General features: G+C 71.3%; 19 protein-coding genes and 1 pseudogene. 13 read left to right on the plus strand and 7 right to left on the minus strand.

The window, feature by feature from the left end:
* The 7 genes from DLJ58_RS12845 to DLJ58_RS12875 form a co-directional block, all read left to right on the plus strand.
* Positions 1 to 3,905 (plus strand): discoidin domain-containing protein (locus DLJ58_RS12845; protein ID WP_124856121.1); only part of this gene is annotated, 3,905 nt, incomplete at its 5' end.
* A gap of 116 nt (positions 3,906 to 4,021) precedes the next feature.
* The gene (locus DLJ58_RS12850; RefSeq protein ID WP_124856123.1) at positions 4,022 to 5,698 is read left to right on the plus strand and encodes an ABC transporter substrate-binding protein; all 1,677 of its coding nucleotides are present in this window, start codon (positions 4,022 to 4,024) and stop codon (positions 5,696 to 5,698) included.
* A 6-nt stretch (positions 5,699 to 5,704) separates the two neighbouring features.
* Positions 5,705 to 6,661, plus strand: coding sequence for an ABC transporter permease (locus tag DLJ58_RS12855; RefSeq protein ID WP_124856124.1), 957 nt, complete (start codon positions 5,705 to 5,707; stop codon positions 6,659 to 6,661).
* On the plus strand, positions 6,658 to 7,545 hold the full coding sequence (locus tag DLJ58_RS12860) for an ABC transporter permease (RefSeq protein WP_124856126.1): 888 nt from the start codon (positions 6,658 to 6,660) through the stop codon (positions 7,543 to 7,545). The genes DLJ58_RS12855 and DLJ58_RS12860 overlap by 4 nt, the downstream gene beginning before the upstream one ends.
* Positions 7,542 to 8,558, plus strand: coding sequence for an ABC transporter ATP-binding protein (locus DLJ58_RS12865; protein ID WP_124856128.1), 1,017 nt, complete (start codon positions 7,542 to 7,544; stop codon positions 8,556 to 8,558). Before DLJ58_RS12860 ends, DLJ58_RS12865 begins: the two co-directional genes overlap by 4 nt.
* Positions 8,555 to 9,556, plus strand: a complete 1,002-nt coding sequence (locus DLJ58_RS12870; protein ID WP_124856130.1) for an ABC transporter ATP-binding protein — start codon at positions 8,555 to 8,557, stop codon at positions 9,554 to 9,556. Before DLJ58_RS12865 ends, DLJ58_RS12870 begins: the two co-directional genes overlap by 4 nt.
* Positions 9,553 to 11,343 (plus strand): gamma-glutamyltransferase family protein, encoded by a 1,791-nt coding sequence (locus tag DLJ58_RS12875; RefSeq protein WP_124856132.1) that lies wholly within the window; start codon positions 9,553 to 9,555, stop codon positions 11,341 to 11,343. The genes DLJ58_RS12870 and DLJ58_RS12875 overlap by 4 nt, the downstream gene beginning before the upstream one ends.
* A gap of 23 nt (positions 11,344 to 11,366) precedes the next feature.
* On the opposite strand, the gene DLJ58_RS12880 is transcribed toward DLJ58_RS12875, so the two are convergent.
* Positions 11,367 to 12,047, minus strand: a complete 681-nt coding sequence (locus tag DLJ58_RS12880; RefSeq protein ID WP_158629579.1) for a GntR family transcriptional regulator — start codon at positions 12,045 to 12,047, stop codon at positions 11,367 to 11,369.
* A gap of 70 nt (positions 12,048 to 12,117) precedes the next feature.
* On the opposite strand from DLJ58_RS12880, the gene DLJ58_RS12885 reads away from it, so the two are divergent.
* Positions 12,118 to 12,834, plus strand: coding sequence for a YoaK family protein (locus DLJ58_RS12885; protein WP_158629580.1), 717 nt, complete (start codon positions 12,118 to 12,120; stop codon positions 12,832 to 12,834).
* Between the two features lie 31 nt (positions 12,835 to 12,865).
* Here DLJ58_RS12885 and DLJ58_RS12890 read toward each other — a convergent pair whose 3' ends face one another.
* From DLJ58_RS12890 to DLJ58_RS12905, 4 genes are read right to left on the minus strand one after another with little or no spacing between them, the layout of a single operon-like run.
* On the minus strand, positions 12,866 to 13,492 hold the full coding sequence (locus DLJ58_RS12890) for a response regulator transcription factor (protein ID WP_124856139.1): 627 nt from the start codon (positions 13,490 to 13,492) through the stop codon (positions 12,866 to 12,868).
* Positions 13,489 to 14,739: a sensor histidine kinase gene (locus DLJ58_RS12895; RefSeq protein ID WP_124856141.1), complete on the minus strand. Its 1,251-nt coding sequence runs from the start codon at positions 14,737 to 14,739 to the stop codon at positions 13,489 to 13,491. Before DLJ58_RS12895 ends, DLJ58_RS12890 begins: the two co-directional genes overlap by 4 nt.
* A gap of 5 nt (positions 14,740 to 14,744) precedes the next feature.
* Positions 14,745 to 15,197: an ABA4-like family protein gene (locus tag DLJ58_RS12900; RefSeq protein WP_124856143.1), complete on the minus strand. Its 453-nt coding sequence runs from the start codon at positions 15,195 to 15,197 to the stop codon at positions 14,745 to 14,747.
* The gene (locus tag DLJ58_RS12905; RefSeq protein WP_124856145.1) at positions 15,194 to 16,120 is read right to left on the minus strand and encodes a hypothetical protein; all 927 of its coding nucleotides are present in this window, start codon (positions 16,118 to 16,120) and stop codon (positions 15,194 to 15,196) included. Before DLJ58_RS12905 ends, DLJ58_RS12900 begins: the two co-directional genes overlap by 4 nt.
* 166 nt (positions 16,121 to 16,286) lie before the next feature.
* On the opposite strand from DLJ58_RS12905, the gene DLJ58_RS12910 reads away from it, so the two are divergent.
* Entirely contained in the window at positions 16,287 to 17,036 is a 750-nt protein-coding gene (locus DLJ58_RS12910) for a VOC family protein (RefSeq protein WP_124856147.1), read from the plus strand.
* Positions 17,037 to 17,089: 53 nt separating this feature from the next.
* Here the strand turns inward: DLJ58_RS12910 and DLJ58_RS12915 are convergent, their stop codons facing one another.
* Complete coding sequence (locus tag DLJ58_RS12915) at positions 17,090 to 17,485, minus strand: hypothetical protein (RefSeq protein ID WP_124856149.1); 396 nt, start codon at positions 17,483 to 17,485, stop codon at positions 17,090 to 17,092.
* 205 nt (positions 17,486 to 17,690) lie between these two features.
* On the minus strand, positions 17,691 to 17,993 hold the full coding sequence (locus DLJ58_RS12920) for a helix-turn-helix domain-containing protein (protein ID WP_124856151.1): 303 nt from the start codon (positions 17,991 to 17,993) through the stop codon (positions 17,691 to 17,693).
* 65 nt (positions 17,994 to 18,058) lie between these two features.
* On the opposite strand from DLJ58_RS12920, the gene map reads away from it, so the two are divergent.
* The 4 genes and pseudogenes from map to DLJ58_RS12940 form a co-directional block, all read left to right on the plus strand.
* A complete protein-coding gene (map, locus tag DLJ58_RS12925) occupies positions 18,059 to 18,832 on the plus strand; it encodes a type I methionyl aminopeptidase (RefSeq protein ID WP_124856153.1) in 774 nt (257 codons plus the stop codon).
* A gap of 186 nt (positions 18,833 to 19,018) precedes the next feature.
* Positions 19,019 to 19,711, plus strand: a pseudogene (locus DLJ58_RS12930) (CDP-alcohol phosphatidyltransferase family protein); the annotation flags it as partial.
* Positions 19,712 to 19,986: 275 nt separating this feature from the next.
* Complete coding sequence (locus tag DLJ58_RS12935; protein WP_244218921.1) at positions 19,987 to 21,642, plus strand: sulfatase-like hydrolase/transferase; 1,656 nt, start codon at positions 19,987 to 19,989, stop codon at positions 21,640 to 21,642.
* A 34-nt stretch (positions 21,643 to 21,676) separates the two neighbouring features.
* Positions 21,677 to 22,075 (plus strand): FkbM family methyltransferase (locus tag DLJ58_RS12940; protein ID WP_124856159.1); only part of this gene is annotated, 399 nt, incomplete at its 3' end.

The raw sequence follows: 22,075 nt of genomic DNA on the forward strand, positions 1-22,075 counted from the left end.
CCCCCACCGCCACCGACCTCGCCCGGTACCGCCCGGTGGCGGTCTCCTCGACCGACTACGCGCCGACGCCGGCGACCTTCGCCGTGGACGGCCTGCCGCAGGTCGGCGTCCGGGGGAGTGGATGGCGCGCCGCCAACGGCGACCCACAGTGGATTTCGGTGGACCTCCAGGCGCTGTGCCGGATCGAGGCCGTCTCGCTGGTCTTCGAGGCCACGCTCACCGACGGGCCGTTCGACGGCAACTACACCGACACCGACGGTGACGAGATTCTCTCCAGCGCCGCGACGGCGTACCGGATCGAGGTCTCCACCGACGGCCGTGCCTGGCGGTCGGTGTACGAGACCAGCGAGGGCCAGGGCGGCACGCAGACCATCAAGCTGCCCGAGCCGGTCACCGCCCGGTGGATCCGGATGACCGCCACGAAGCGCTCGAACAGCAACCCGGTGGGCCTCAACGGCTTCCAGGTCTACGGCGTACCGCTGGCCGGCCGGCCGAAGGCCGAGGGCTGGACCAGTTGGGAAGGCGGCAACACCGGCTCGGCACCCGAGCTGAGGGTCGCCGCCGACGGCACGGTGCCGCTGGAGTCGGGCTGGTCGTTGACGATGGACGACTTCGCCGGCACTGTCGACGGCGCCGAGCTCTCCCGTGCCGGCGTCGACGTCCGGTCCTGGCTGCCGGCGACGGTGCCCGGCACCGTGCTGGGCACCCTGGTCGAGCAGGGCCACCTGCCCGACCCGGTGGCCGGATTCAACAACATGCGCATCCCGGAGGCGCTGTCCCGGCACACGTGGTGGTACCGGCGCGCGCTGCGGCTGCCGCGCGACCTGGACACCTCGGCAGGGCGACGGATCTGGCTGGAGTTCGACGGGATCAACCACGAGGCGACCGCCTGGGTCAACGGCGTGCAGGTCGGCAGCGTCAAGCACCCGTTCGCGCGGGCGGCCTTCGACATCACCGACGCGTTTGCCGGTCACCGTGGCGAGCACGTCCTCGCCGTCCGGGTCACCCCGATGCCGCACCCGGGCACGCCCGGCGACAAGGGCCCCGACGGTCGTACCTTCCTCCAGTCGGCCCACCACTACCTTGACGCGCCGACCTACCTGGCGGTGTCGGGGTGGGACTGGATGCCGGCCGTCCGTGACCGGGTCACCGGCCTCTGGGACCACGTCCGCCTGCGCAGCACAGGCGCCGTCGTCATCGGCGACCCGCACGTGCAGACCACGCTGCCCGACCTGCCCGGCACCGACACCGCCGAGGTCACCATCCGGGTGCCGGTCCGTAACGCGGCGACCAGCGCCACCACGGTCACGGTCCGCGCGGAGTTCGACAAGGTACGCGTCGAGTCCACCGTGACCGTTCCCGCAGGCGGGAGCACCACCGTCACCTTCACACCGGAGTGCTTCCGCGCGCTGCGGCTGCGCAACCCCCGGCTCTGGTGGCCCAACGGCTACGGCGACCCCCACCTGTACGACCTCACGCTCACCGCCACCGTGAAGCGCTCGGTCAGCGACCGGCGTGCGCTCCGCTTCGGTGTCCGCGAGTTCGCCTACGACTGGCACCAGCCGATCGTCATCTCGCCGCCCGGCAAGCCCGCCCTGGAGTTCGTCGACGGCGCGGCGACCCAGACGGTCACGTTCGACCGGCAGCACGCCCGGCACGTGCGCATCCAGGCCGGCCAGCGCGCCACCGGTTGGGGCATCTCGATGTTCTCGCTGTCGGTGGCCGACGGCACCGGCCCGGATCTCGCCCTGCGCCGCGACGCCAGCGCGTCGTCCTCGGAGAACGACGGCAACGGTCCCGGCAAGGCCGTCGACGGCGACGCGGCGACCCGCTGGGCCTCGCAGGCCGAGGACGACCAGTGGATCCAGGTCGACCTCGGCGCGGCGGTCGACTTCGACCGGGTCACCATCGTGTGGGAGCAGGCGTACGCGCTGGACTACCGCGTCCAGGTCTCCGCCGACGGGGACGCCTGGAACGACGTGACGTCGGTCAGCAACGACACCCCGCTGGGCAGCCGCGCCACCCAGGTCGAGACGTTCGCCAGCCAGACCGCACAGCACCTGCGCATCCAGACGGGCGCGCGGGTGACCTCGTGGGGCGTGTCCATGTGGGCGCTCTCGGTGCAGCGCCAAGCCGAGCCGGACGTCGACCTGGCGCTGCGCCGGACCGCCACCGCGTCGTCGTCCGACAGCGACTCGAACGGCCCGGACCGGGCCGTCGACGGCAACCCCCGGACCCGCTGGTCGTCGAAGTTCGAGGACGACCAGTGGATCCAGGTCGACCTCGGCGCTCCGGTCAGCTTCGACCAGGTCACCATCGTCTGGGAGCAGGCGTACGCCCGCGACTTCGTCATCCAGGTCTCGGACGACGGGCAGCGGTGGACCGACGTGAAGTCGGTCAGCAACGCCGTCACCCAGCTCAAGATCAGCGTGAACGGTGTGCCGGTGTTCGCCCGGGGCGGCAACTGGGGCTGGGACGAGCTGTTGCGTCGGGTGCTGCCCGACCGCCTGGCCGACACGGTCGAGATGCACCGCGACATGAACTTCACGATGATCCGCAACTGGCTCGGCAGCAGCAACCGCGAGGAGCTGTACCAGGCCTGCGACGAGCAGGGCATCCTGGTGTGGAACGACTTCTGGCAGGCGGGCGCGTTCCTGCCCAACCCGCCCGGCTACGTCGACATCGCCGCCGACACGATCCGGCGGTTCCGCCACCACCCGAGCATCGTGGTGTGGTGTGGCGCCAACGAGGGTGACCCGCCGCCGATCGTGGATGCCGGTCTCAAGCAGGCCGCGGCCACCGAGCACCCGGAGATCCTCTACATCCCCAACTCGGCCGGCGGCATCGTCAGCGGCCACGGCCCGTACCACTGGGTGGAGCCGGCGACGTACAACAACAGGAACACCTACGACACTGGCGCGTTCGGTTTCCACACCGAGATCGGCATGCCGGTCGTGTCGGTGGTCGAGAGCATGCGCAACCTCGTCGGTGACGCGCCGGAGTGGCCGATCGGTGAGGTGTGGAACTACCACGACTGGTCGACCATCGGTAACCAGCGCGTCGGCACGTACCAGGCGGCGATCGACGCGCGGCTCGGTGAGTCCGACTCGCTCGACGAGTTCGCCACCCGGGCGCAGTTCGTCAACTACGAGAGCCACCGCGCCATGTTCGAGGCGTGGAACGCCAACCTGTGGCAGGACGCCACCGGCCTGCTGCTGTGGATGTCGCACCCGGCGTGGCACAGCACGGTCTGGCAAACCTACGACTACGACCTCGACGTGAACGGCGCCTACTACGGCGCCCGCAAGGGGTGCGAGCCGGTGCACGTCCAGGCCGACCCGGGCACCTGGCAGGTCCGGGTGGTCAACCACACCGCCGCCCCGCTCAGCGGGGTCACGGTCAGCGCCCGACGCTACGACCTGAGCGGCCGGTCGCTGGGTTCGCCCCAGCGTCAGCGGGTGGACGTGGCCCGCTCGGCCACCACGGCGGTCTTCCCGCTCGCCGCGCCGGACGGCGGCGGGCTGCACCTGGTGCGACTGGAGTTGCGGGACAGCCGGGACCGGCTGCTCGCGGAAAACACCTACTGGCGCTACGACAAGGCTGAGCAGTTGCGGGCGCTCAACGACGTGCCGAGCACCCGACTGTCGACGTCGTCGAGCACCGTACGCGTCGTGGACGGGCGCAACACCGTCACCACGACCGTCCGCAACCAGGGTCGTACGGTCGCCGCCTTGGTGCGGCTCGCCGTACGCGACCAGCGCGGTGAGCGGGTCCTGCCGGTCCGCTACGACGACAACTACTTCTGGCTCCTGCCGGGGGAGAGCCGCGAGGTGCGGATCTCCTGGCCGGCCCGGTCGGGTCTCGCCCGCCAGGTCACGGTGACCGCGCAGGCCTACAACTCCTAGGAGTACGCGGTGGGAAGCGGCGCCGTGCGGCTCCGCTTCCTGCCGCCACCGGAGGTCTTGCGGCGGTCATCGTATACAACATACGCTCCCCGAATCGCCCACTTGAGGAGCTCTCCATGACGAACCTCTCCGTCCGCGACACGAACCTGCCCCGCAGCCGGGTACTCCGGGCCGCGGTGGCGGCGGCCGCCGTCGTCTGCACTGTCGTCGCCTGCTCACCGGTGTCGAACAACGACGGCGGCGACCCGTCCGGCGGCGACCAGTCGGCGGGCCAGGATTCCTTCGGAACGCCCGCCGATCCCGCCGCCGTGAAGCAGGGCGGCAAGCTGGTCATCGCCCTCTCCGCCGAGCCCGACGCGCTGGACCCGACGCTGTCGAGAAGCCTCTACTCCCGCTACGTCTTCCAAGCCATGTGCCAAAAGCTCTACGACGTCAACGAGCAGGCGCAGGTCGTACCGCAGCTCGCGACGGCCCTGCCCACCACGAGCGGCGACGGCCGGACGGTGACCATTCCGCTGCGGCCCGGCGTGCGCTTCGCGGACGGCACGGCGTTCGACTCGGCTGCGGTGAGGGCCACCCTGCAACGCCACCTCACCAACGCCCGGTCGGCGCGCAAGAGCGAACTCGGCCCCATCGACGGCGTCGACACCCCGGACGCGCAGACCGTCGTCCTGCGGCTGAAGCAGCCGTTCGCCCCGCTGCTCGGGGCCCTCGCCGACCGGGCCGGCATGATCATGAGTGCGCAGGCGCTGCGGACCCTGGGTGACGACTTCGCCTCGGCGCCGGTCTGCGTCGGCCCCTTCAAGTTCGCGAAGCGGGTGCCGCAGAACTCCATCGAGGTGGTACGGGACCCGAACTACTACGACGCGAGCAAGGTGCACCTGGACGCCATCTCATGGCGGATCCTCACCGACGCCAGCATCCGCGCCGCCAACCTGCGCTCCGGCGACGCGCAGGTCGCCGACTCGGTCTCCACCCAGGACGTCGCCTCGCTCCGGCAGGACTCGGCGGTTTCCGTCCTCCAGTCGCAGTCCCTCGGCTACCAGGGTCTGACCATCAACGTCGGCAACGTCGACGGCGTCGGCACCGCACCAAAGCCCATCAACCGCCCCCTCGCCCAGAACGCCAAGGTGCGGCAGGCCTTCGAGCATGCCATCGACCGCAAGGCCCTGGTCGACGCGGTCTTCAACGGTCTGCACGCCGCCGCCTGCTCCCCGATCTCGCCCGCGAGCACGTTCTCGTCCCCCGAGGCGCAGACCTGCCCGGCGCACGACCCCGCCAAGGCCAAGCAGTTGCTGGCCGAGGCCGGCGTGCAGACGCCGTACACGGTGACGATGCTCGCCTCGAACACCCCCGACACGCTGCGTCTGGCGCAGGCGTTGCAGTCCATGGTCAAGGACGGCGGATTCGACCTGAAGATCAACCCGGTGGAGTACTCGTCGCTCCTCGACGAGCAGGACCGCGGCAACTTCGAGCTGCTGCAACTGGGGTGGAGCGGACGGATCGACCCGGACGCCAACATCACGAACTTCGTCGGCACCGGCGCCAGCCAGAACGTCGCCGGCTACAGCAACCCGCAGCTCGACACCCTGCTGACCCAGGCCCGACAGGCCGGCGACGTCGAGGAGCGCAGGAAGCTGTACGGGCAGGCGGTCACGTTGCTCCAGCAGGACGACGCCCTGATCTACCTCTACCGGCAGCGCAACCTGACCGCTGTCAGCAAGCAGATCCAGGGCCTTCAGGTCTACCCGGACGGCGTGATCCGGGCGGCCTTCGCCGGCTTCGGCAAGTAGGCCGGCGTGGCCCGATATCTGCTCACCCGCGCCTGGCAGTCGGCGCTGACCCTGCTGTTGTCCACGATCGTGGTCTTCGTCGGCGTACGGGCGCTCCCCGGCGACCCGGCCCTCGCCCTGGCCGGGGAGGACCGGTCGCCGGAGGCCCTGGAGGCCATCCGTCGCCACTACGGGCTGGACCAGCCGCTGCCCGTGCAGTTCGCCCAGTACGTGGAGCGCATGGTGCAGGGCGACTTCGGGGTGTCGATCCGTACCGGTACGCCGGTCTCGTCGATGCTCACGACCGCCCTGCCGGTGACCGTCGAGTTGTCCGTCCTGGCGATCCTCATCGCGGCGGCGCTCGGCGTCGGCGCCGGGGTGCTCGCGGCGGTCCGTCGTGGACGTCCGGCGGAGTGGCTCGCCAACGGCCTGGCCCTGATCGGCCTGTCGGTGCCGCACTTCTGGCTGGGGCTGCTGGCGATCCTCTACCTGTCCGTGGCGACCGGGCTCTTCCCCGCCTCCGGCTTCGTGCCGATCCTGGAGGACCCCGTGGACAACCTGCACCACATCGTCCTGCCGGCAGTGATCCTCGGCACCGGCCTGGCCGCCATCATCATGCGGCAGACCCGGTCGGCGATGCTGGACTCGCTCTCCTCCGACTACGTGCGCACGGCGAAGGCGAAGGGCCTGCGACCGCGCGCCGTCATCACCCGGCACGCCCTGCGGAACAGCCTCATCGTGGTGGTGACCGTCGTGGGTCTCCAGCTCGGTGGGCTGATCTCGGGCGCGGTCGTCACCGAACAGATCTTCGGGCTGCCGGGCTTCGGCAAGATGACCATCGACGCGGTGTTCCAACGGGACTACCCGGTGATCCAGGCCGTCGTCCTGCTCACCGCCGCGGCCTACATCGTGATCAACTTCTTCGTGGACCTGCTCTACTCGGTCATCGATCCACGCATCCGGGTGACGGGAGATCCGGCATGACCGTCCTCACCGTACCGATGGCGGAGACCGGCACCGCCAGCATCACCCGGCGTACCCGGGTGCTGCGAAGGCTGCGGCGCAACCCGCTCGCCGTGGCGAGCTTCGTCGTGCTCGCGCTGGCGGGTGTCATCGCGCTGCTCTCGCCGTGGCTCGCGCCCTACTCGGTCGACCAGACCGACTTCGCCCGTACGTTCGCGCCTCCCGGCACCGCCGGGCACCTGCTGGGCACCGACGACCTCGGCCGGGACGTCCTCTCCCGCATCATGCTCGGCGCTCGGGCGTCGTTGCAGGTGGGGCTCCTGGCGGTGGCCACGTCGCTGGTCATCGGGGTGCCGCTCGGGCTTGCCGCCGGGTACTTCCGGGCCTGGGACGCGGTGATCTCGCGCTTCACCGACCTGCTGCTGGCGTTTCCGTTTCTGATCATGGCGGTGGGGTTGGCGGCCATCCGGGGCGCCAGCCTCGGCAACGCCGCGGTGGCCATCGGCATCGCCCAGATCCCCGGGGTGATCCGGGTCGTCCGCTCGGACACGCTGCGCCTCAAGTCGCTGGACTTCGTCGCGGCGGCCGTCGTGGACGGCGCGAGCGACCTGTGGGTGCTGGCCCGGCACATCCTGCCGAACGCGACCTCGGTGATCCTGGTGCAGGCCACTGTCGCCATCCCGGCCGCGATCCTCGGCGAGGCGGTGCTGTCCTTCCTCGGCCTCGGCATCCAGCCCCCGGCGCCCAGTCTCGGCACCATGCTGGCCACCGCCCAGCAGTTCGCCGCCCGCGCACCCTGGGCCGCCGTCCTCCCCGGCGTGGTGATCATGGGTCTGGCGCTGGCGTTCAACGTCTTCGGTGACGCCCTGCGCGACGCCCTCGACCCGAAGGGAGACCGGCGATGACCACCGCCTCCGCGCCCGTGCTGGAGATCCGCGACCTGTCGGTGTCGTTCCCGACCGAGACCGGCACCGTCTCGGCGGTCGACGCGGTCAGCCTGGACCTCGCAGCCGGAGAGATCGTCGGGATGGTGGGCGAGTCGGGTTGCGGAAAGAGCGTCACCGCGATGAGCATCGCCGGGCTGCTCCCGGGCAGTGCCCGGGTCACCGGGTCGGTGCGCCTGGACGGCACCCAGCTGGTCGGGGCCCGCGAGTCGGACCTGCGTCGGGTCCGTGGCCGGGAGATCGCGTACATCTTCCAGGAGCCGATGACGTCGTTGAACCCGGTGCTCACCGTCGGGCGGCAGATCGGGGAGGTGCTACAGGTCCACGAACGGATGTCCCGACGGGCGGCGCGGGCCCGCGCCGTCGAGCTGTTGACGCTCGTCGGCATCCCGTCCGCCGCCCAGCGGGTCGACAACTATCCGCACCAACTCTCCGGCGGCATGCGCCAGCGCGTGATGATCGCAATGGCGGTCGCCTGCGGCCCGAAGGTGCTGGTGGCCGACGAGCCGACCACCGCGCTGGACGTCACCGTCCAGGCCGGCATCCTCCAGGTGCTGCGGGACCTGCGTGACCGGCTCGGCACGAGCGTCCTCATCATCACCCACGACCTCGGCGTGATCGCCGACATCGCGGACCGCGTCGTCGTCATGTACGCGGGCCGGGTGGTGGAACGGGCCCCGGTGGACGACCTGTTCGCCCACCCACGGCACCGGTACACGGCGGGGCTCCTGTCGGCGTCACCACAGCCGGGCCGGCACGCCGGCACCGACCGGTTGACCGAGATCCCCGGGCTGGTGCCCGTCCTGGCCAGCCAACCCGACGCCTGCACCTTCGCGGATCGGTGCCCGGCCGCCGATGAGCAGTGCCGGGCGGCCGCCCCGCCGTTGGAGGACGTCGGTGGCGCCGACCATGTCGCGGCCTGTTGGCACCCCTGCGTCACAGCACCGACGGCAGCTCAGGAGGCGAACCGATGACGCCGCACCCGAACGCCCTGGAGATCGCGGACCTGGTGATGCACTTCGGCCCGGTGCGTGCCGTGGACGGGGTGTCCCTGACCATCCCGCGGGGCCGGGTCACGGCCCTGGTGGGGGAGAGCGGTTCCGGGAAGTCCACAGTGGGCCGATGCGTGGTGCGGCTCGTCGAACCGACGGCGGGAACGGTCCGGATCGCGGGCACGGACGTCACCCACCTGTCCCGACGGCGACTGCGTCCCCATCGCGGCGCGGTGTCGATCGTCTTCCAGGACCCGGCCGCGTCACTGGACCCGCGCATGCTGGTGGGCGAGATCGTGGCCGAACCGCTGCGGCTGGCCGGCAAGCGGATCTCCCGGCGTGAGCGGGACGCCCGCGTCGCCCCCCAACTCGAACGGGTGGGTCTGCGCGCAGAGGTGGCCCGTCGCTATCCCCACGAGCTGTCCGGCGGGCAACGCCAACGGGTCAGCATCGCGCGGGCCCTGATCTCCGAGCCCATGCTGCTCATCGCGGACGAACCCACCAGCGCGCTCGACGTGTCAGTGCAGGCGTCGGTGCTCAACCTTCTCGCCGACCTGCAACGCGACATCGGGTTCGCCTGCCTCTTCATCACCCACGACCTCTCCGCGGTCGAGTACCTGGCCGACGACATCGCGGTCATGTACCTGGGTCAACTCGTCGAGACCGGCAGCCGCGAGCGGATCTTCGCCCGGCCGGCACACCCGTACACGCAGGCGCTGCTCTCCGCCGCGCCGGTGGCCGACCCGGTGCGTCAGCGCCACCGTCAGCCGGTGCTGCTCGGCGACGACCTGCCGTCCGCGCTCGACCCGCCGTCCGGCTGCCGGTTCCGGACCCGGTGCCCGCTCGCCTTCGACCGGTGCGCGACGGAGGTGCCGGAGCAGACGATGATCGGCGACGGCATGGCCGCGTGCCACCTGGTCCAGTCGGACGGCACCGGTCCCGACGTTCGTACCGCAGATCCCAGTGAGGTGTTGTCATGACGTTCACCACCCGACCCACGTTGCAGGGCACCTTCGGCATGGTGTCCTCCACCCACTGGCTCGCCAGCCAGTCGGCGATGGGAATCCTGGAACGTGGGGGCAACGCCTTCGACGCCGCGGTCACCGCCGGTTTCGTCCTGCACGTCGTCGAGCCGCACCTGAACGGGCCCGGCGGCGAGGTGCCGGCCATCGTGGCCACCGCACGGGACCCCCGACCGAAGGTGCTGTGCGGGCAGGGGCCGGCGCCGGCCGGCGCCACCATCGCGCACTTCCGGTCCCTCGGGATGGACCTCATCCCGGGTGCCGGGCCGCTCGCGGCGGCCGTACCCGGCGCGGTGGACGCCTGGCTCCTGCTGCTGCGCGAGCACGGCACGCTCACCCTCGCCGAGGTGCTGGAGCCGGCGATCGGCTACGCCGCCGCCGGGCACCCGCTGGTGGGCCGGGTCGGGGACACCGTGGCGGCCGTCCGGTCGTTGTTCGAGGAACACTGGCCCACCTCCGCCGCGCTCTGGCTGCGCGGCGGCCGACCGCCGGCCGCGGGGGAGCTGGTCACCAACCCGGCGTACGCGGACACCCTGCGCCGGCTCGTCGAGGCGGGACGGGCGGCCGGCGCCGACCGGGAGGCCCAGATCGAGGCCGCACGTCGGGCCTGGAGCACGGGTTTCGTCGCCGAGGCGATCGACGCGTTCAGCCGGCGACCCTTCCAGGACTCCAGTGGCCGCCCGCACGCCGGGCTGGTCACCGGCGACGACCTGGCCGCGTACTCGGCGAGCTGGGAGTCGCCCGCCACCCTCGACTGGCACGGCTACTCGGTGGCGAAGACCGGTTTCTGGGGCCAGGGCCCGGTGCTGCTGGAGTCCCTGGCCACAGTGGACGCGCTCGACGACCCGGGCGCGTACGACCCGGCGACCGCTGCGGGTGTGCACGCCCAGGTCGAGGCGCTCAAGCTCGCCTTCGCCGACCGGGAGGCCTGGTACGGCGACGGGGCCGACGTGCCCGCCAAGGCGCTGCTCTCGCCGCAGTACGCGCGGGAGCGGGCCGCCCTGATCGGCGATCGCGCGTCGGCGGAGTTGCGGCCGGGGCGTCCGGACGGGGCGCAGCCGCACCTGCCCGCCCACGTCCGACCCGGCGCCACCCGGCGTGCCGACCCGACAGACCCGACGACGGGAGAGCCGACAGTGCAGTCGGACGGGGTGACCCGGGGCGACACCTGTCACGTGGACGTGGTCGACCGCTGGGGCAACATGATCTCCGCGACGCCCAGCGGCGGCTGGTTGCAGAGCTCCCCGACGATTCCGGAACTCGGCTTTCCGCTGGGCAGCAGGTTGCAGATGTTCTGGCTGGAGGAAGGGCTCGCCTCGTCGCTGGCGCCGGGCCGCCGCCCGCGTACGACGTTGAGCCCGACGATGGTGCACCGCGACGGCGAGCCGGTGCTGGCCTGCGGCACCCCCGGTGGCGACCAGCAGGACCAGTGGCAGTTGCCGTTCCTGCTGCGGCACCTCGTCGGTGGGCAGAGCCTTCAGGAGGCCATCGACGCGCCGGCGTGGCACACGGTCAGCCTGCCGGGGTCGTTCTATCCCCGCGACATGGAGCCCGGTGTCCTGGTGGTGGAGGACCGGTACGACGAGGGCGTGCTGGCGGCGCTGCGGAAGTACGGGCACGAGGTGCGGGTCACCGACGGGTGGAGCCTCGGTCGGCTGTGCGCGGTGACCCGCGACCCGGCGACGGGAGTGCTGGCGGCCGGTGCGAACCCCCGGGGGATGCAGGGCTACGCGTGCGGCCGTTAGCGGGCGCTGCGGCCGTGCGGCCGTCAGTGGGCGCCGTAGCCGCCTTCGGCGTTCTCGTACGCCGCGGCGGATGCCGCGTCGAGGTGGTCGAGTGCGGCCCGCTCGGCGCGGTCACCGTCGCCTGACTCGATGGCGTCGACGAGCTGGATGTGCTCGGCCCACGAGTGTGGAGCGCGTTCGGCCGCACCCAGCCGGAAGATCCACTGCACATGGAGGTAGAGCGACTTGGCGATCGACGACAGCCAGGGGTTTCCGCTGATCTGGAGGATGCGCAGGTGCAGCGTGCTGTTCAGCTCGGCGACCCGGGCCAGGTCCTGCCGATGCGTCGCCTCGCGGCCCTGGTCGAGCAGGGCGCGCAGGGACGCCACGTCGGCCGCTGTGGCCCGCTCGGCGGCCAGCCGGGCGGCCAGCGTCTCCAGGCGCTCGCGTACGGCGAACATGTCGGTGATGGTCCCGCTGCTCGGTGAGGCGACGACCGCCCCGCGGCGGGGGAGGATCACGACGAACCCCTCCGCCTCGGCGACGCGCAGCGCCTCCCGCACGGGGTTGCGGGAGACGCCGAAGTCCTCGGCGAGCCGGTCCTCGGTCAGCCGTTCCCCGGGTAGGTAGTCGCCGTCGATGATGGCGGTCCGCAGCGCGCCGAGGACCTGATCGCGTAGCGGCAGGTGTTGCGCGCCGAGCTTGTCCCGTAGGTCTTCAGCCACCTGGTCGCCTCTCCGTGAACGTGTCCGGACAAAGTGTATACGAAGAACAATTCCTGGAAGGTGGCCGACAGTGTCGAGCACAGCGCCCCGCGTCACCCACCCCCGCGTCGCCCCGCGCCGAGACGAGCGCCTGCTGCGGCGACGGCAGGCGCTCGTCGTCGTCCTCACCTTCCTCACCGGCAGCGCCGACGCTCTCGGTTTCCTCGCACTCGGCGGCGCCTTCGCCAGCGTGATGACCGGCAACATGGTCCTGCTCGGGCTCTCGGCCGGCCGGGGCGAGGCCGACCTGGCTCTGACGTCGGGCTGCGCCATCGTCAGCTTCATCGTCGGTGTCCTCGCGGGCGCCCGCGTCGTCGGCTCGGCACAGCCCGACGATCCGGTCTGGCCCCGGCGGGTCACCTGGGCGCTGGTCCTGGAGCTGTCGGTGTTCGTGGTGTTCGCCGTCGTCTGGGAGGTCACCCTGCACACCCCGGACGCGGGTGTCCATTTGGCGCTGCTGATGCTGTCCGCTGTCGCGCTGGGGGTGCAGAGCAGTGCGATCCAACGCTTCGGCGTGTCCGGCCTGTCCTCCACGTACCTGACCGGCACGCTCACCAGCCTGATCGCCGGGGTCGCCGCGCGCAGCCCGTGGGCCAGCCTGCGTCCCAAGGCTCAGGTGCTGCTGGCCCTCATGGTCGGCGCGGCGGTCGGCGCCCTGGTCGCCCTGCACCTGCCGGTCGTCGCCCCGGCCCTGCTGATCGCGCCGCTGGTACTCGTCATCGCCGTGTCCGCGCGGATGCGGGTCTGAGCCTCAGACACCGCGAGCGCGGGCCTGAGCGTCAGACACCGCGAGCGAACAGGGCCAGACGGACCCGGTTGGGGCTGTCGGTCTTGGTCATCAGGCTGGTGATGTGGGTCTTGACCGTGGTGACACCGATGTGGAGCTGGTCGGCGATCTCGGTGTTGGACAGGCCCTCGGCGACCAGGTTGAGCACGTCCCGTTCCCTGGCGGTCAGGCCCGGCAGGGCCGGCGGTGAGCCGGGGCGGGCGTGCACCGCGCGCTGCACGAGGCGGCGCAGCACCTCCGGGCTGAACGGGCTGTCGCCGACGGCGGCCCGGCGGATGCCGTCCAGCAGCTCGGTCGGCGGTGCGTCCTTGAGCAGGAACCCGCACGCTCCGGCGGTCAGCGCGGGGTAGAGGTGGTCGTCGTCGCCGAACGTGGTCAGCACCAGGACGCGGGTGGTGGGGCGTTCGGCGAGGATCCGGCTGGTCGCGGTGATCCCGTCGACGCCGGGCATCCGCAGATCCATGACGACGACGTCGGGAAGGAGCCGCCCGGCCAGCGGGATCGCCTCACGCCCGCTGTCGGCCTCCCCGACGACCTCGATGTCGGGTTGCGCGTCGCAGAGCATGCGCAGCCCGGCCCGGATGAGGTGCTGGTCGTCGACCAGCAGCACCCGGATCACGCCGGCTCCGACGCGGGCGACCCGGCCGGGGCCTCCCGCTCGCGGGGCACGGACCCGACCGGTGCGTGGGCGGACGCGGCGGCCACGGCCGGAAGGACGGTTCGTACCCGCCACCCGGTGCCGGTCGGGCCTGCCTCCAGCCGGCCGCCGAGGACCTCGACGCGCTCGCGCATGCCGGTGATGCCGTGCCCGCCACCGGCCGGCACGCCCGCCGGCACCCCACCACGGCCGTTGTCGGTGACCTCCCAGTGCACCGCGCCGTCCCGGACAGCCACCACGAGGTGCGCGAGCGCGGACGTCCCCGCGTGTTTGGCCACGTTGGTCAGCGCCTCCTGGGTCAGTCGCAGCACCGCCATGCCGCGCACCGCGTCGAGCGAACCGATCGCCGGGTCGAGATCGGCCTCCACCGTGACACCCGCCTGCCGGGCCCGGTCGATGGACGCGCCGATCGCCGCCGGCAGCGCGGACGGTTCGATCGCGGTCAGCGCCGCGTCGCCGCGTACCCCGTCGGGGTTGCGCAGCACCGCGACCAGCCGGCGCAGCTCCGCGAGGGCCGCCGTGCCGGTGCCGTGCACGTCGTCGAAGACCTCGCCCACCCGTGGGTCCAGATCGGTGAGCACGTGCCGGGCCACGCCGACCCGCAGGACCATCGACGCCACATGGTGCGCGACGACGTCGTGCAGCTCGCGGGCGATGGCGCTGCGTTCGTCGGCGCGGGCCGCGCGGCTCTCCGAGGCGTGCTGGCGTTGCTCGGCCAGGGCGCGCTCCACGGCCTGTCGACTCAGCTCCCGGTTGGTGCGGATGACGAGGCCGAGCAGCACCGGTACGCCGACCTCCAGGGCCAGCCCGACGACCCCGGAGGCGAACCGGCGCGGCGGGTCGCCGATCGAGTCGGTCAGATCGACCAGGACCAGCAGCGCGGTGGCCAGCCAGATGGTCCGGGGGCGGCGCGCCCGCATGGTGACTTCGAGCAATGCCCAACTGGCGCCAACCTGGTTGATCGTGAAGTCGTCGATCAGGCCGATCGCGACCGTCAGCAGGGCGGCCTGCGCCACCAGGTTGACGACCGGCCGACGGTGCGCCGTCAGCGCCACGGTGAACGCGAACACCGCAAGGATCCACTGTGTCGTCGTGGGTGTGCTGGCGGAGTGCGGGACGACGAGCAGGTAGCACAGCCCGGTGAGATCGAGCAACACCATCCGCACGAGCGTGTCCCGCATGTCGAACAGTCGCCCGAGCCAGCTCACGGTCGTCAGCCTAGGTGCTGCGGCCCGGTGGCGGCGGCCGCCGACCGCCGCCACCGGGTCCGGACCACGAGGTACGCGGCCAGGCCGAGCGGTCCGAGCAGGATGGTCAGCAGCAGCACCGGAGCCATCACCAGCGCCGGCACCCCCCGATCGCGGCTGTCCAACCACGCCCACCGTCCGACGAACAGATCGAACGCGATCATGTGCGCCCAACCCGCCGCGGCCCCGTCGGAGGTGCCGAGCAGGTCGCGCACCCCGGCCAGGGTCGGCGACGCCACGGCCGGAAGCACGTCGCCGAACGCCGGGAGCACCAGCAGCGCGTAGATCACCACGACCGGCAGCACGATCAGCGGGGAGGCGATGATCCGGGCGGTCCACGACCAGCGCGGCAGCAGGATCATCAGCGCCCAGAACGGCGCGGCCACCGCGAACGTCAGGGAGAACAGCGTTCCGGTCATGCGGCCAGCGCCAGTTCCGGCCGACGTCGCCGGGCCAGCACCAGACCGGTCGCGGTCGCCGTCGCGACCACCAGGGCCGCGACCGCGGCGAGCGTGACGGCGTCCGGCCGCAGCAGCGGCTGTCCGCGCAGGGCCTGCCAGGTCAACAGCACTGTGAGTACGCCGTACGCGGCGCCCGCGACGACAAGCAGCCGGGCGCGGGTGCGCTCGTCCAACCGCGTCGCGAACCGGCTCAGCAGGATCGCCAGGATCGGCAACGCCTGGAGGGCGTGCAGCCCCACGAAGTGCCCGATCCGCAGGTCACCGCCGGTGGTGCTCCAGCCCACCACGGGCAGTCCCGATCCGCCGTCGACGACGCCCACGCTGTGCGCCCCGGAGATCCCGTCGATCCCCGGCTCCTGCATGGGAAGCACCATCGGCACCGCCGCGAGCATGCCCAGCAGCGACAGGCCGAGCCCCCACCCGACGGCCGTCGCAGCGGCCCGGTCCGGGATCCGCCGGATCAGCAGCACGACGCCGACCAGGAGGTGCGCGAGGAAAAGCACCATGATCGCCGCGCCCATCACCGAGAACAGTGCACCGTTCAGCGGGGAGGTGCCGTTGAAGTGGCTGGTCTGTCCGCGTACCACCTGGGCGACGATCACGATCATCTCGATCACCGCCATCGCGACGATTACCGTGACCGCCCACTCGGCCGCCCGGCTGCGTCGCGGCAGCAGGGAGAGCATCCAGGCGAGCGTCGCGCCGTACAGCACGAACGACACCGCGAACTTGAACGGCTTGAGCCAGATCGGCGCCCCGGTGAGAACGCGCGAATCGACGAGAATGCCGACGGCCGCGACGACGGCGAGCACCGCCATCGCGGAGACGAAGACCATCAGAGGGCGATTCCACTGCGTCGCCCGGCGCACAACTGTAGTCATGCCTGTAGATGTTCGTGGTCGTGTCCGCCGATCGCGTCCGACCCCGAGCCCCGGTTGCGGCCGCTGGTCGGAGGCCGCCTCCTCCCTGGGTAGGAGACGAAACCCGTCGAAGCCGCTCGGTGGTGCTGGCACAATGGCCGGCCTGCCGACGGGACGGGGATCGACCATGACGACCAGTGCGGACCGTGTCCAACCGAACGAGACCACAGTGCCGCTGCTGCACTGCCCAGCCCCGGAGGAAACCCTGGCGTTCTGGCGGGCGCTCGGGTTCGAGGTGACCTACGAGCAGACCAAACCGTACGTGTACCTGGCCTTCCAATGGAGTGGGTTCCAGCTGCACTACGGGCCGGCACCGAAGGATCTCGACCCGGCGAAAGAGCATTCCGGCGGCTGCCTGGTGATGGTGGACGCGGTGGCGTCGTACCACGCGGTGTTCACCGAGGCGATGCGCCGCAGCTACGGCAAGGTGCTGGTCAAGGGTTTGCCCCGGATGACCCGCTACCGGGCGGGGGCGTCGCGGTTCAGCATCGTCGACCCGTCCGGCAACACCATCACCTTCATCCAGCGGGATGAGCCGGAGGAGCTGGAGTACGGCGGGTCGACGGAGCTCGACGGGTTGGCCCGGGTGCTCGACAACGCGCGGATCCTGCGCGAGTTCAAGACGGACGACCGGGCGGCCTATCGGGCGCTCGACTCGGGGATGCGCCGCCGCGCCGAGGACGCGCCGGTGGTCGAGCAGGCGATGGCGCTGGCCGGCCTGATCGAGCTGGCCACCGCGTTGGACAAGGCCGACCGGGTGCCCGAGTGGGGCGCCCGACTCCAGGCGCTGTCGTTGACCCCGGAGCAGCGGACGCAGGTGGCGCAGTACGTCGCCGACCCCGCCCTCCTCGAACCGTGGTGGCCCGACCCGCGCTGACCCCGGACCTCCCCGCGTCTGGCCCGCAGCGATGTCGTTGTAGCCCGAACCCGTCAGGGCCGCACGTTGGTGTCGTCGTCGAGGACAACCTCCGCCAGCCGCTCCGGGAACATCCGACGCACGCTCGCGGAGTAGTCGCTCCCATCGCCGGGCTGGGTGACACGATCGCCGTCCACCCGCACCGGTATGGAGACTCCGAAGACGTCCCCGACCCCCGGTGCTGCTTCGCAGTGCGCCCAGGCGAACGACGAAGAGCCGTCTCGCCCCAGCAGTCGAACCTCGCAGGTGCCTGGTCCGTTCAGCAACTCGGCGGGGAGGAGCGTCGCGAGACGTTCCTCCTCAGCCCGCGCGTCAGCCGCGTTTCGGTCGGGTAGTGCGTACGGCGGCTCGGAGCAGCCGGTGAGCAGCCCGATCGCCAGGCCGAGCCAGACGGCGTGTCGGCGAATCACCCCCGCAGCATCTCATTCGATGGTTCTGAGACGACGTCACCGTCAGTTTGCGGACCGAGCCCTCGTTGCGCTGTGGCGGAACAGCGCCGCCACGTGGGGGCACCCCAGGCGATGCAGAGCAGGCTCAAGATGGAAGGGGCGGCGACGATCACCGTGACGGCGACCCATCACCTGCGGCGGCGGCAACCGGCTCGACCGCAGCGCGCTAGGAGGCCAACCGTTGGCGCGCGGTGGCCGTCGGTCGGGGGAGTTCGGCGCTGTCGTCCGACGTGTTGATCTCCGACCAGACGGCGTCGAGGGAGAGCCCGAGGACGTCGGCGATGGCCGCGATGGTCGGAAACGCGGGGGTGGCGATCCGGCCGGACTCGATCTTTCGAAGGGTCTCCGGCGAGACGCCCGCGTCCAGCGCGGTGAGGAGCATCGAACGCTCTCCACGGGCTCGACGCAGGAGCGCGCCGAGGCGCTGTCCGCGTTCGAGCTCTGCGGGAGTGAGCGGCAACCTGACCATGCTCCGATTCTAGTACCGGGATAATATGGCCGGGATACTTATTGGTCATCCGAGGAAGGCGCTGCATGATCGAGATCCTGAGCCCCACCGACGTGCTGCGAGCGAAGGACACCGGCGCGCTGGTCGCCGGCATCCTGCAGACGCTGAAGGGCCGCTGCGTGGTCGGCACCAACCTTCTGGACATCGACCGGTGGGCGCAGGCCATGATCACCGAGGCCGGGGCGCAGTCCTGCTACGTCGACTATGAGCCGTCCTTCGGGCGCGGGCCGTTCGGCCACTACATCTGCACGTCGGTGAATGACGCCGTGCTGCACGGGTTGCCGTACGACTACCCGCTCGCCGACGGCGACCTGCTCTCGCTCGACCTCGCCGTCTCCCAGGGTGGAGTCGTCGCGGACTCGGCCGTCAGCTTCATCGTGGGCGACGTGCGGCCCCCGGAGAGCGTCGCGCTGATCGAGGCGACCGAGCGCGCCTTGCAGGCGGGGATCGCCGCCGCCGGCCCCGGCGTTCCCATCGGTGACATTTCCCACGCGATCGGCTCGGTCCTCAACGCGGCGGGATACTCGGTCAACACGGAGTTCGGCGGCCACGGCGTCGGATCGACGATGCACCAGGACCCGCACGTCTCCAACACCGGCCGCCCCGGTCGCGGCTACCGGCTACGCCCGGGGCTGCTGCTGGCGCTGGAGCCGTGGGTGATGGCGGACACCGCCACGCTCGTCACCGATGCCGATGGCTGGACCCTGCGCAGCGCGACGGGCTGCCGGACGGCACACAGCGAGCACACCATCGCCATCACCGACGACGGCGCGGACGTGCTCACCCTGCCGACGCCCTGACCCGTGGGGCACGATCGACGCCCTCACCGGTCAGCCGACGACGGGCGGCCCACGTTGGACGATTAACCGGCGGCCGAAGGGGCACGTCCCTCCGTGGCACCCTGCCGGATCGCGTTCAGAATGAACCGATCGGTCATATTTTCCGTGATGACGGTCAGGGTCACCCACCAGAGTCACGGAGGCACGATGTCAACGGTTCGAACTGGTCCGGTCATCGGACTGCTCGTGCAGATCGTCCTGCTGGCGGTGCTGGCGGAGACGGTCGGTCTGGGCACGGCGGGCTGGGTGGCGGGGCTGGCGTACGGGGTGGTCCTGTGCGCCCTGCTCAGCCGGGGGATGTCCCGCTCCGGCGCGGGTGCGCTCAGCCCGGCCGACCGGGTGACCCTGAGCCGGGCGATCCTCGTCGGCGGCGTGACGGCCCTGGCCGCCGACTCGTTCGGCCGGTCGGCGCCGATCACCCTGATGGTCGTCCTCACCAGCGTGGCGTTGGCCCTCGACGCCGTGGACGGGTACACGGCCCGCCGCACCGGGACCACCAGCGAGCTCGGCGCGCGCTTCGACATGGAGATCGACTCCGTCCTCGTCCTGGTCCTCTGCCTGCATGTGGCCCCCGCTGTCGGTGGCTGGGTGCTCGTGATCGGCGCGATGCGCTACCTCTTCGGCGCCGCGACCTGGATGTTGGAGTGGATGCGGGGATCCGCGCCGCCGCGTTACTGGAGCAAGGTCGTCGCCGCGATCCAGGGCGTGGTGTTGACGGTGGCGATGGCCGACGTGCTGCCCGCGCCGCTGACGACCCTGATGCTGGTGGTGTCGGTGGCGCTGCTGGTCGAGTCGTTCGGGCGTGACGTCGCCTGGCTCTGGACGAACCGGCACCTCCGTCACACCGTCATCGATGGCGCCCAGGGTGCGATGGTCCAGCCGGCCAGCTCGGCGAGCCACAGCGCCCCAGGCACCGGAGCGGGGCTGGCCGAGCTGACCCCGAGCAAGACCGATGGGCTGCAGTGGTCGGACCGTCCGACTGTCGCCGTGGCCCGACGCGGGATCGCCCGCGTCTGAGCCGCCCGGATGCCGTACCCAGTAAAGATCATGGAAGGATGCCCGGGTTGTCGCTCTTGACGCGCGTACGTCAGTTGCCGAACCAGGGACGGAGGGCGATGAGGGCCGAAGCCTCGGGCGACACCGCCGACGGCACCCACGTCGAGGATCGGCCGAAACGCTCCATCGCCGCCCGGCTGACGACCGTGCTGGCCGCGCTGCTCGTGCTGCTCGTCCTCACCGTGCCGTACGACTTCGGCCGGCTCAGCCCGGCGGCGTTCGCGCGGATCCCCCTGGAGGCGCTGCTGGTAGTGGCCCTCCTGCTCGCCCTGCCGTCTCGCGGCAGCCGACTGGTCGCGACGCTGGCCGGCGTGGCCCTCGGCCTGCTCGGCCTGTTGAAGCTGCTCGACCTGGGGTTCACCGCCTCGCTGAGCCGGGCGTTCGACCCGGTGCTCGACTGGGCGCTCCTCGACGAGGGGTTCGCCTTCCTCAGCGAGTCGTACGGTCGACCCGCCGCCATCGGCGTCGCCATCACCCTGGCGGTGGTGTTCGTGGGCCTGCCCACACTGGTCACGCTGTCGATGCGGCGACTGCGGCGACTGGTGGTCCGACACCGCACCGCGACCACCCGGATCGTGGCCGCGCTGGTGGTCGTCTGGGTGGCCTGCGCCGCGTTCAACGTGCGGGTGGTCGAGGGCGTGCCGGTCGCCGACACGTCCGCGACCACGCTGACCAACGGCCACGGCTTCCAGGTGCGCCTGCGACTCGACGACCGGGAGAGGTTCGCCGCCCTGCTCGGGGACGACAGGTTCGCCGACACCCCCGGCGACCAACTGCTCACCGCGTTGCGCGGCAAGAACGTGGTCATCTCCTTCGTGGAGAGCTACGGCCGGGACGCCGTCGAGGACCCGGAGTTCGCCCCACAGGTCGGTGCGGTCCTCGACGGCGGGACCAGCCGGCTGAACGCGGCGGGATTCGCCGCGCAGAGCGGCTTCCTCACGTCGCCGACGTTCGGCGGCGGCAGCTGGCTCGCGCACGACACGCTGCTGTCCGGCCTCTGGGTCGACAACGACCAGCGGCACCGTACCCTGCTGGCGAGTGACCGGATGACCCTCAACGGCGCCTTCCGCCGGGCCGACTGGCAGACCGTGGGAGTGATGCCCGCCGTCAGCAGGGCGTGGCCGGAGGGCTCCTTCTTCGGCTACGAGCGGTTCTACGACGCCAGAGCCCTCGGGTACCGCGGCCCGAAGTTCAGCTTCGGGACGATGCCCGACCAGTACACCCTCGCCAGTTGGCGGCGCCTGGAGCAGGCGAAGCGCGACGGCAAGCCGACCATGACGGAACTCGCGCTGGTGTCGAGTCACGCGCCCTGGACGCCCGTCCCGGATCTGGTCGACTGGGCAGCCATCGGCAACGGGGCGATCTATAAGGGGACCGTCAAGAAGTCCGACGACAAGCGACGCAACACCGAGCAGATCCGCGCGGACTACCGGCACTCCATCGAGTACACGTTGAGCGCGCTCATCTCGTACGTGCAGACCTACGGCGACGATGACCTGGTGTTCATCTTCCTCGGTGACCATCAGCCCGCCGCAGTGGTCACCGGCGACAACGCCAGCCGAGACGTCCCGATCACCATCATCACCAGGGACCGGGCCGTCCTGGACCGGATCTCCGGGTGGGGTTGGCAGGACGGACTCAAGCCCGGTCCGCAGGCACCGGTCTGGCGGATGGACACCTTCCGGGACCGCTTCCTGACCGCCTTCGGGCCGTAAGCCCGGCCAACCCAACGGACTGGACTCAAGACAGATGACGGTTGGCACCGACACCAGGATCGCCGCGCTCAGAACCGACCCCGCTATGTCCCTCCTGCACCGATCGCTGGATGTCTACTACGGCGACGCCGAGCGCGACGCGCGGATGGACGCCTTCTACTCCCGGTTCGTCGCCGAGGGCGATCTCGTCTTCGACGTCGGGTCGCACGTGGGCGACCACATCGCCAGCTTTCGTCGTCTCGGGGCGCGGGTGGTCGCCGTGGAGCCGCAGCCGCTGTGCCTCCGCGCCCTGCGGGCCATCTACGCCGACGACGACCAGGTGACACTCGTCGAAGCGGTCTGCGGCGCAGCCCCCGGTAGCACCCGTTTCCACGTCAACTCCGCCAATCCCACCGTGTCCACCGCCTCGCCCGACTTCGTGCGGGCGGCGGAG

The sequence above is a fragment of the Micromonospora arida genome, from assembly GCF_003857035.1.
GTDB lineage: Bacteria > Actinomycetota > Actinomycetes > Mycobacteriales > Micromonosporaceae > Micromonospora > Micromonospora arida.

Coding starts and splice junctions, on each gene's coding strand:
- DLJ58_RS12860 (WP_124856126.1), top strand. CDS start 6,658: ATGACCGTCCTCACCGTACCGATGGCGGAGACCGGCACCGCCAGCATC.
- DLJ58_RS12875 (WP_124856132.1), top strand. CDS start 9,553: ATGACGTTCACCACCCGACCCACGTTGCAGGGCACCTTCGGCATGGTG.
- DLJ58_RS12935 (WP_244218921.1), top strand. CDS start 19,987: ATGAGGGCCGAAGCCTCGGGCGACACCGCCGACGGCACCCACGTCGAG.
- DLJ58_RS12865 (WP_124856128.1), top strand. CDS start 7,542: ATGACCACCGCCTCCGCGCCCGTGCTGGAGATCCGCGACCTGTCGGTG.
- DLJ58_RS12850 (WP_124856123.1), top strand. CDS start 4,022: ATGACGAACCTCTCCGTCCGCGACACGAACCTGCCCCGCAGCCGGGTA.
- DLJ58_RS12900 (WP_124856143.1), bottom strand. CDS start 15,197: ATGACCGGAACGCTGTTCTCCCTGACGTTCGCGGTGGCCGCGCCGTTC.
- DLJ58_RS12920 (WP_124856151.1), bottom strand. CDS start 17,993: ATGGTCAGGTTGCCGCTCACTCCCGCAGAGCTCGAACGCGGACAGCGC.
- DLJ58_RS12905 (WP_124856145.1), bottom strand. CDS start 16,120: ATGACTACAGTTGTGCGCCGGGCGACGCAGTGGAATCGCCCTCTGATG.
- DLJ58_RS12910 (WP_124856147.1), top strand. CDS start 16,287: ATGACGACCAGTGCGGACCGTGTCCAACCGAACGAGACCACAGTGCCG.
- map (WP_124856153.1), top strand. CDS start 18,059: ATGATCGAGATCCTGAGCCCCACCGACGTGCTGCGAGCGAAGGACACC.
- DLJ58_RS12870 (WP_124856130.1), top strand. CDS start 8,555: ATGACGCCGCACCCGAACGCCCTGGAGATCGCGGACCTGGTGATGCAC.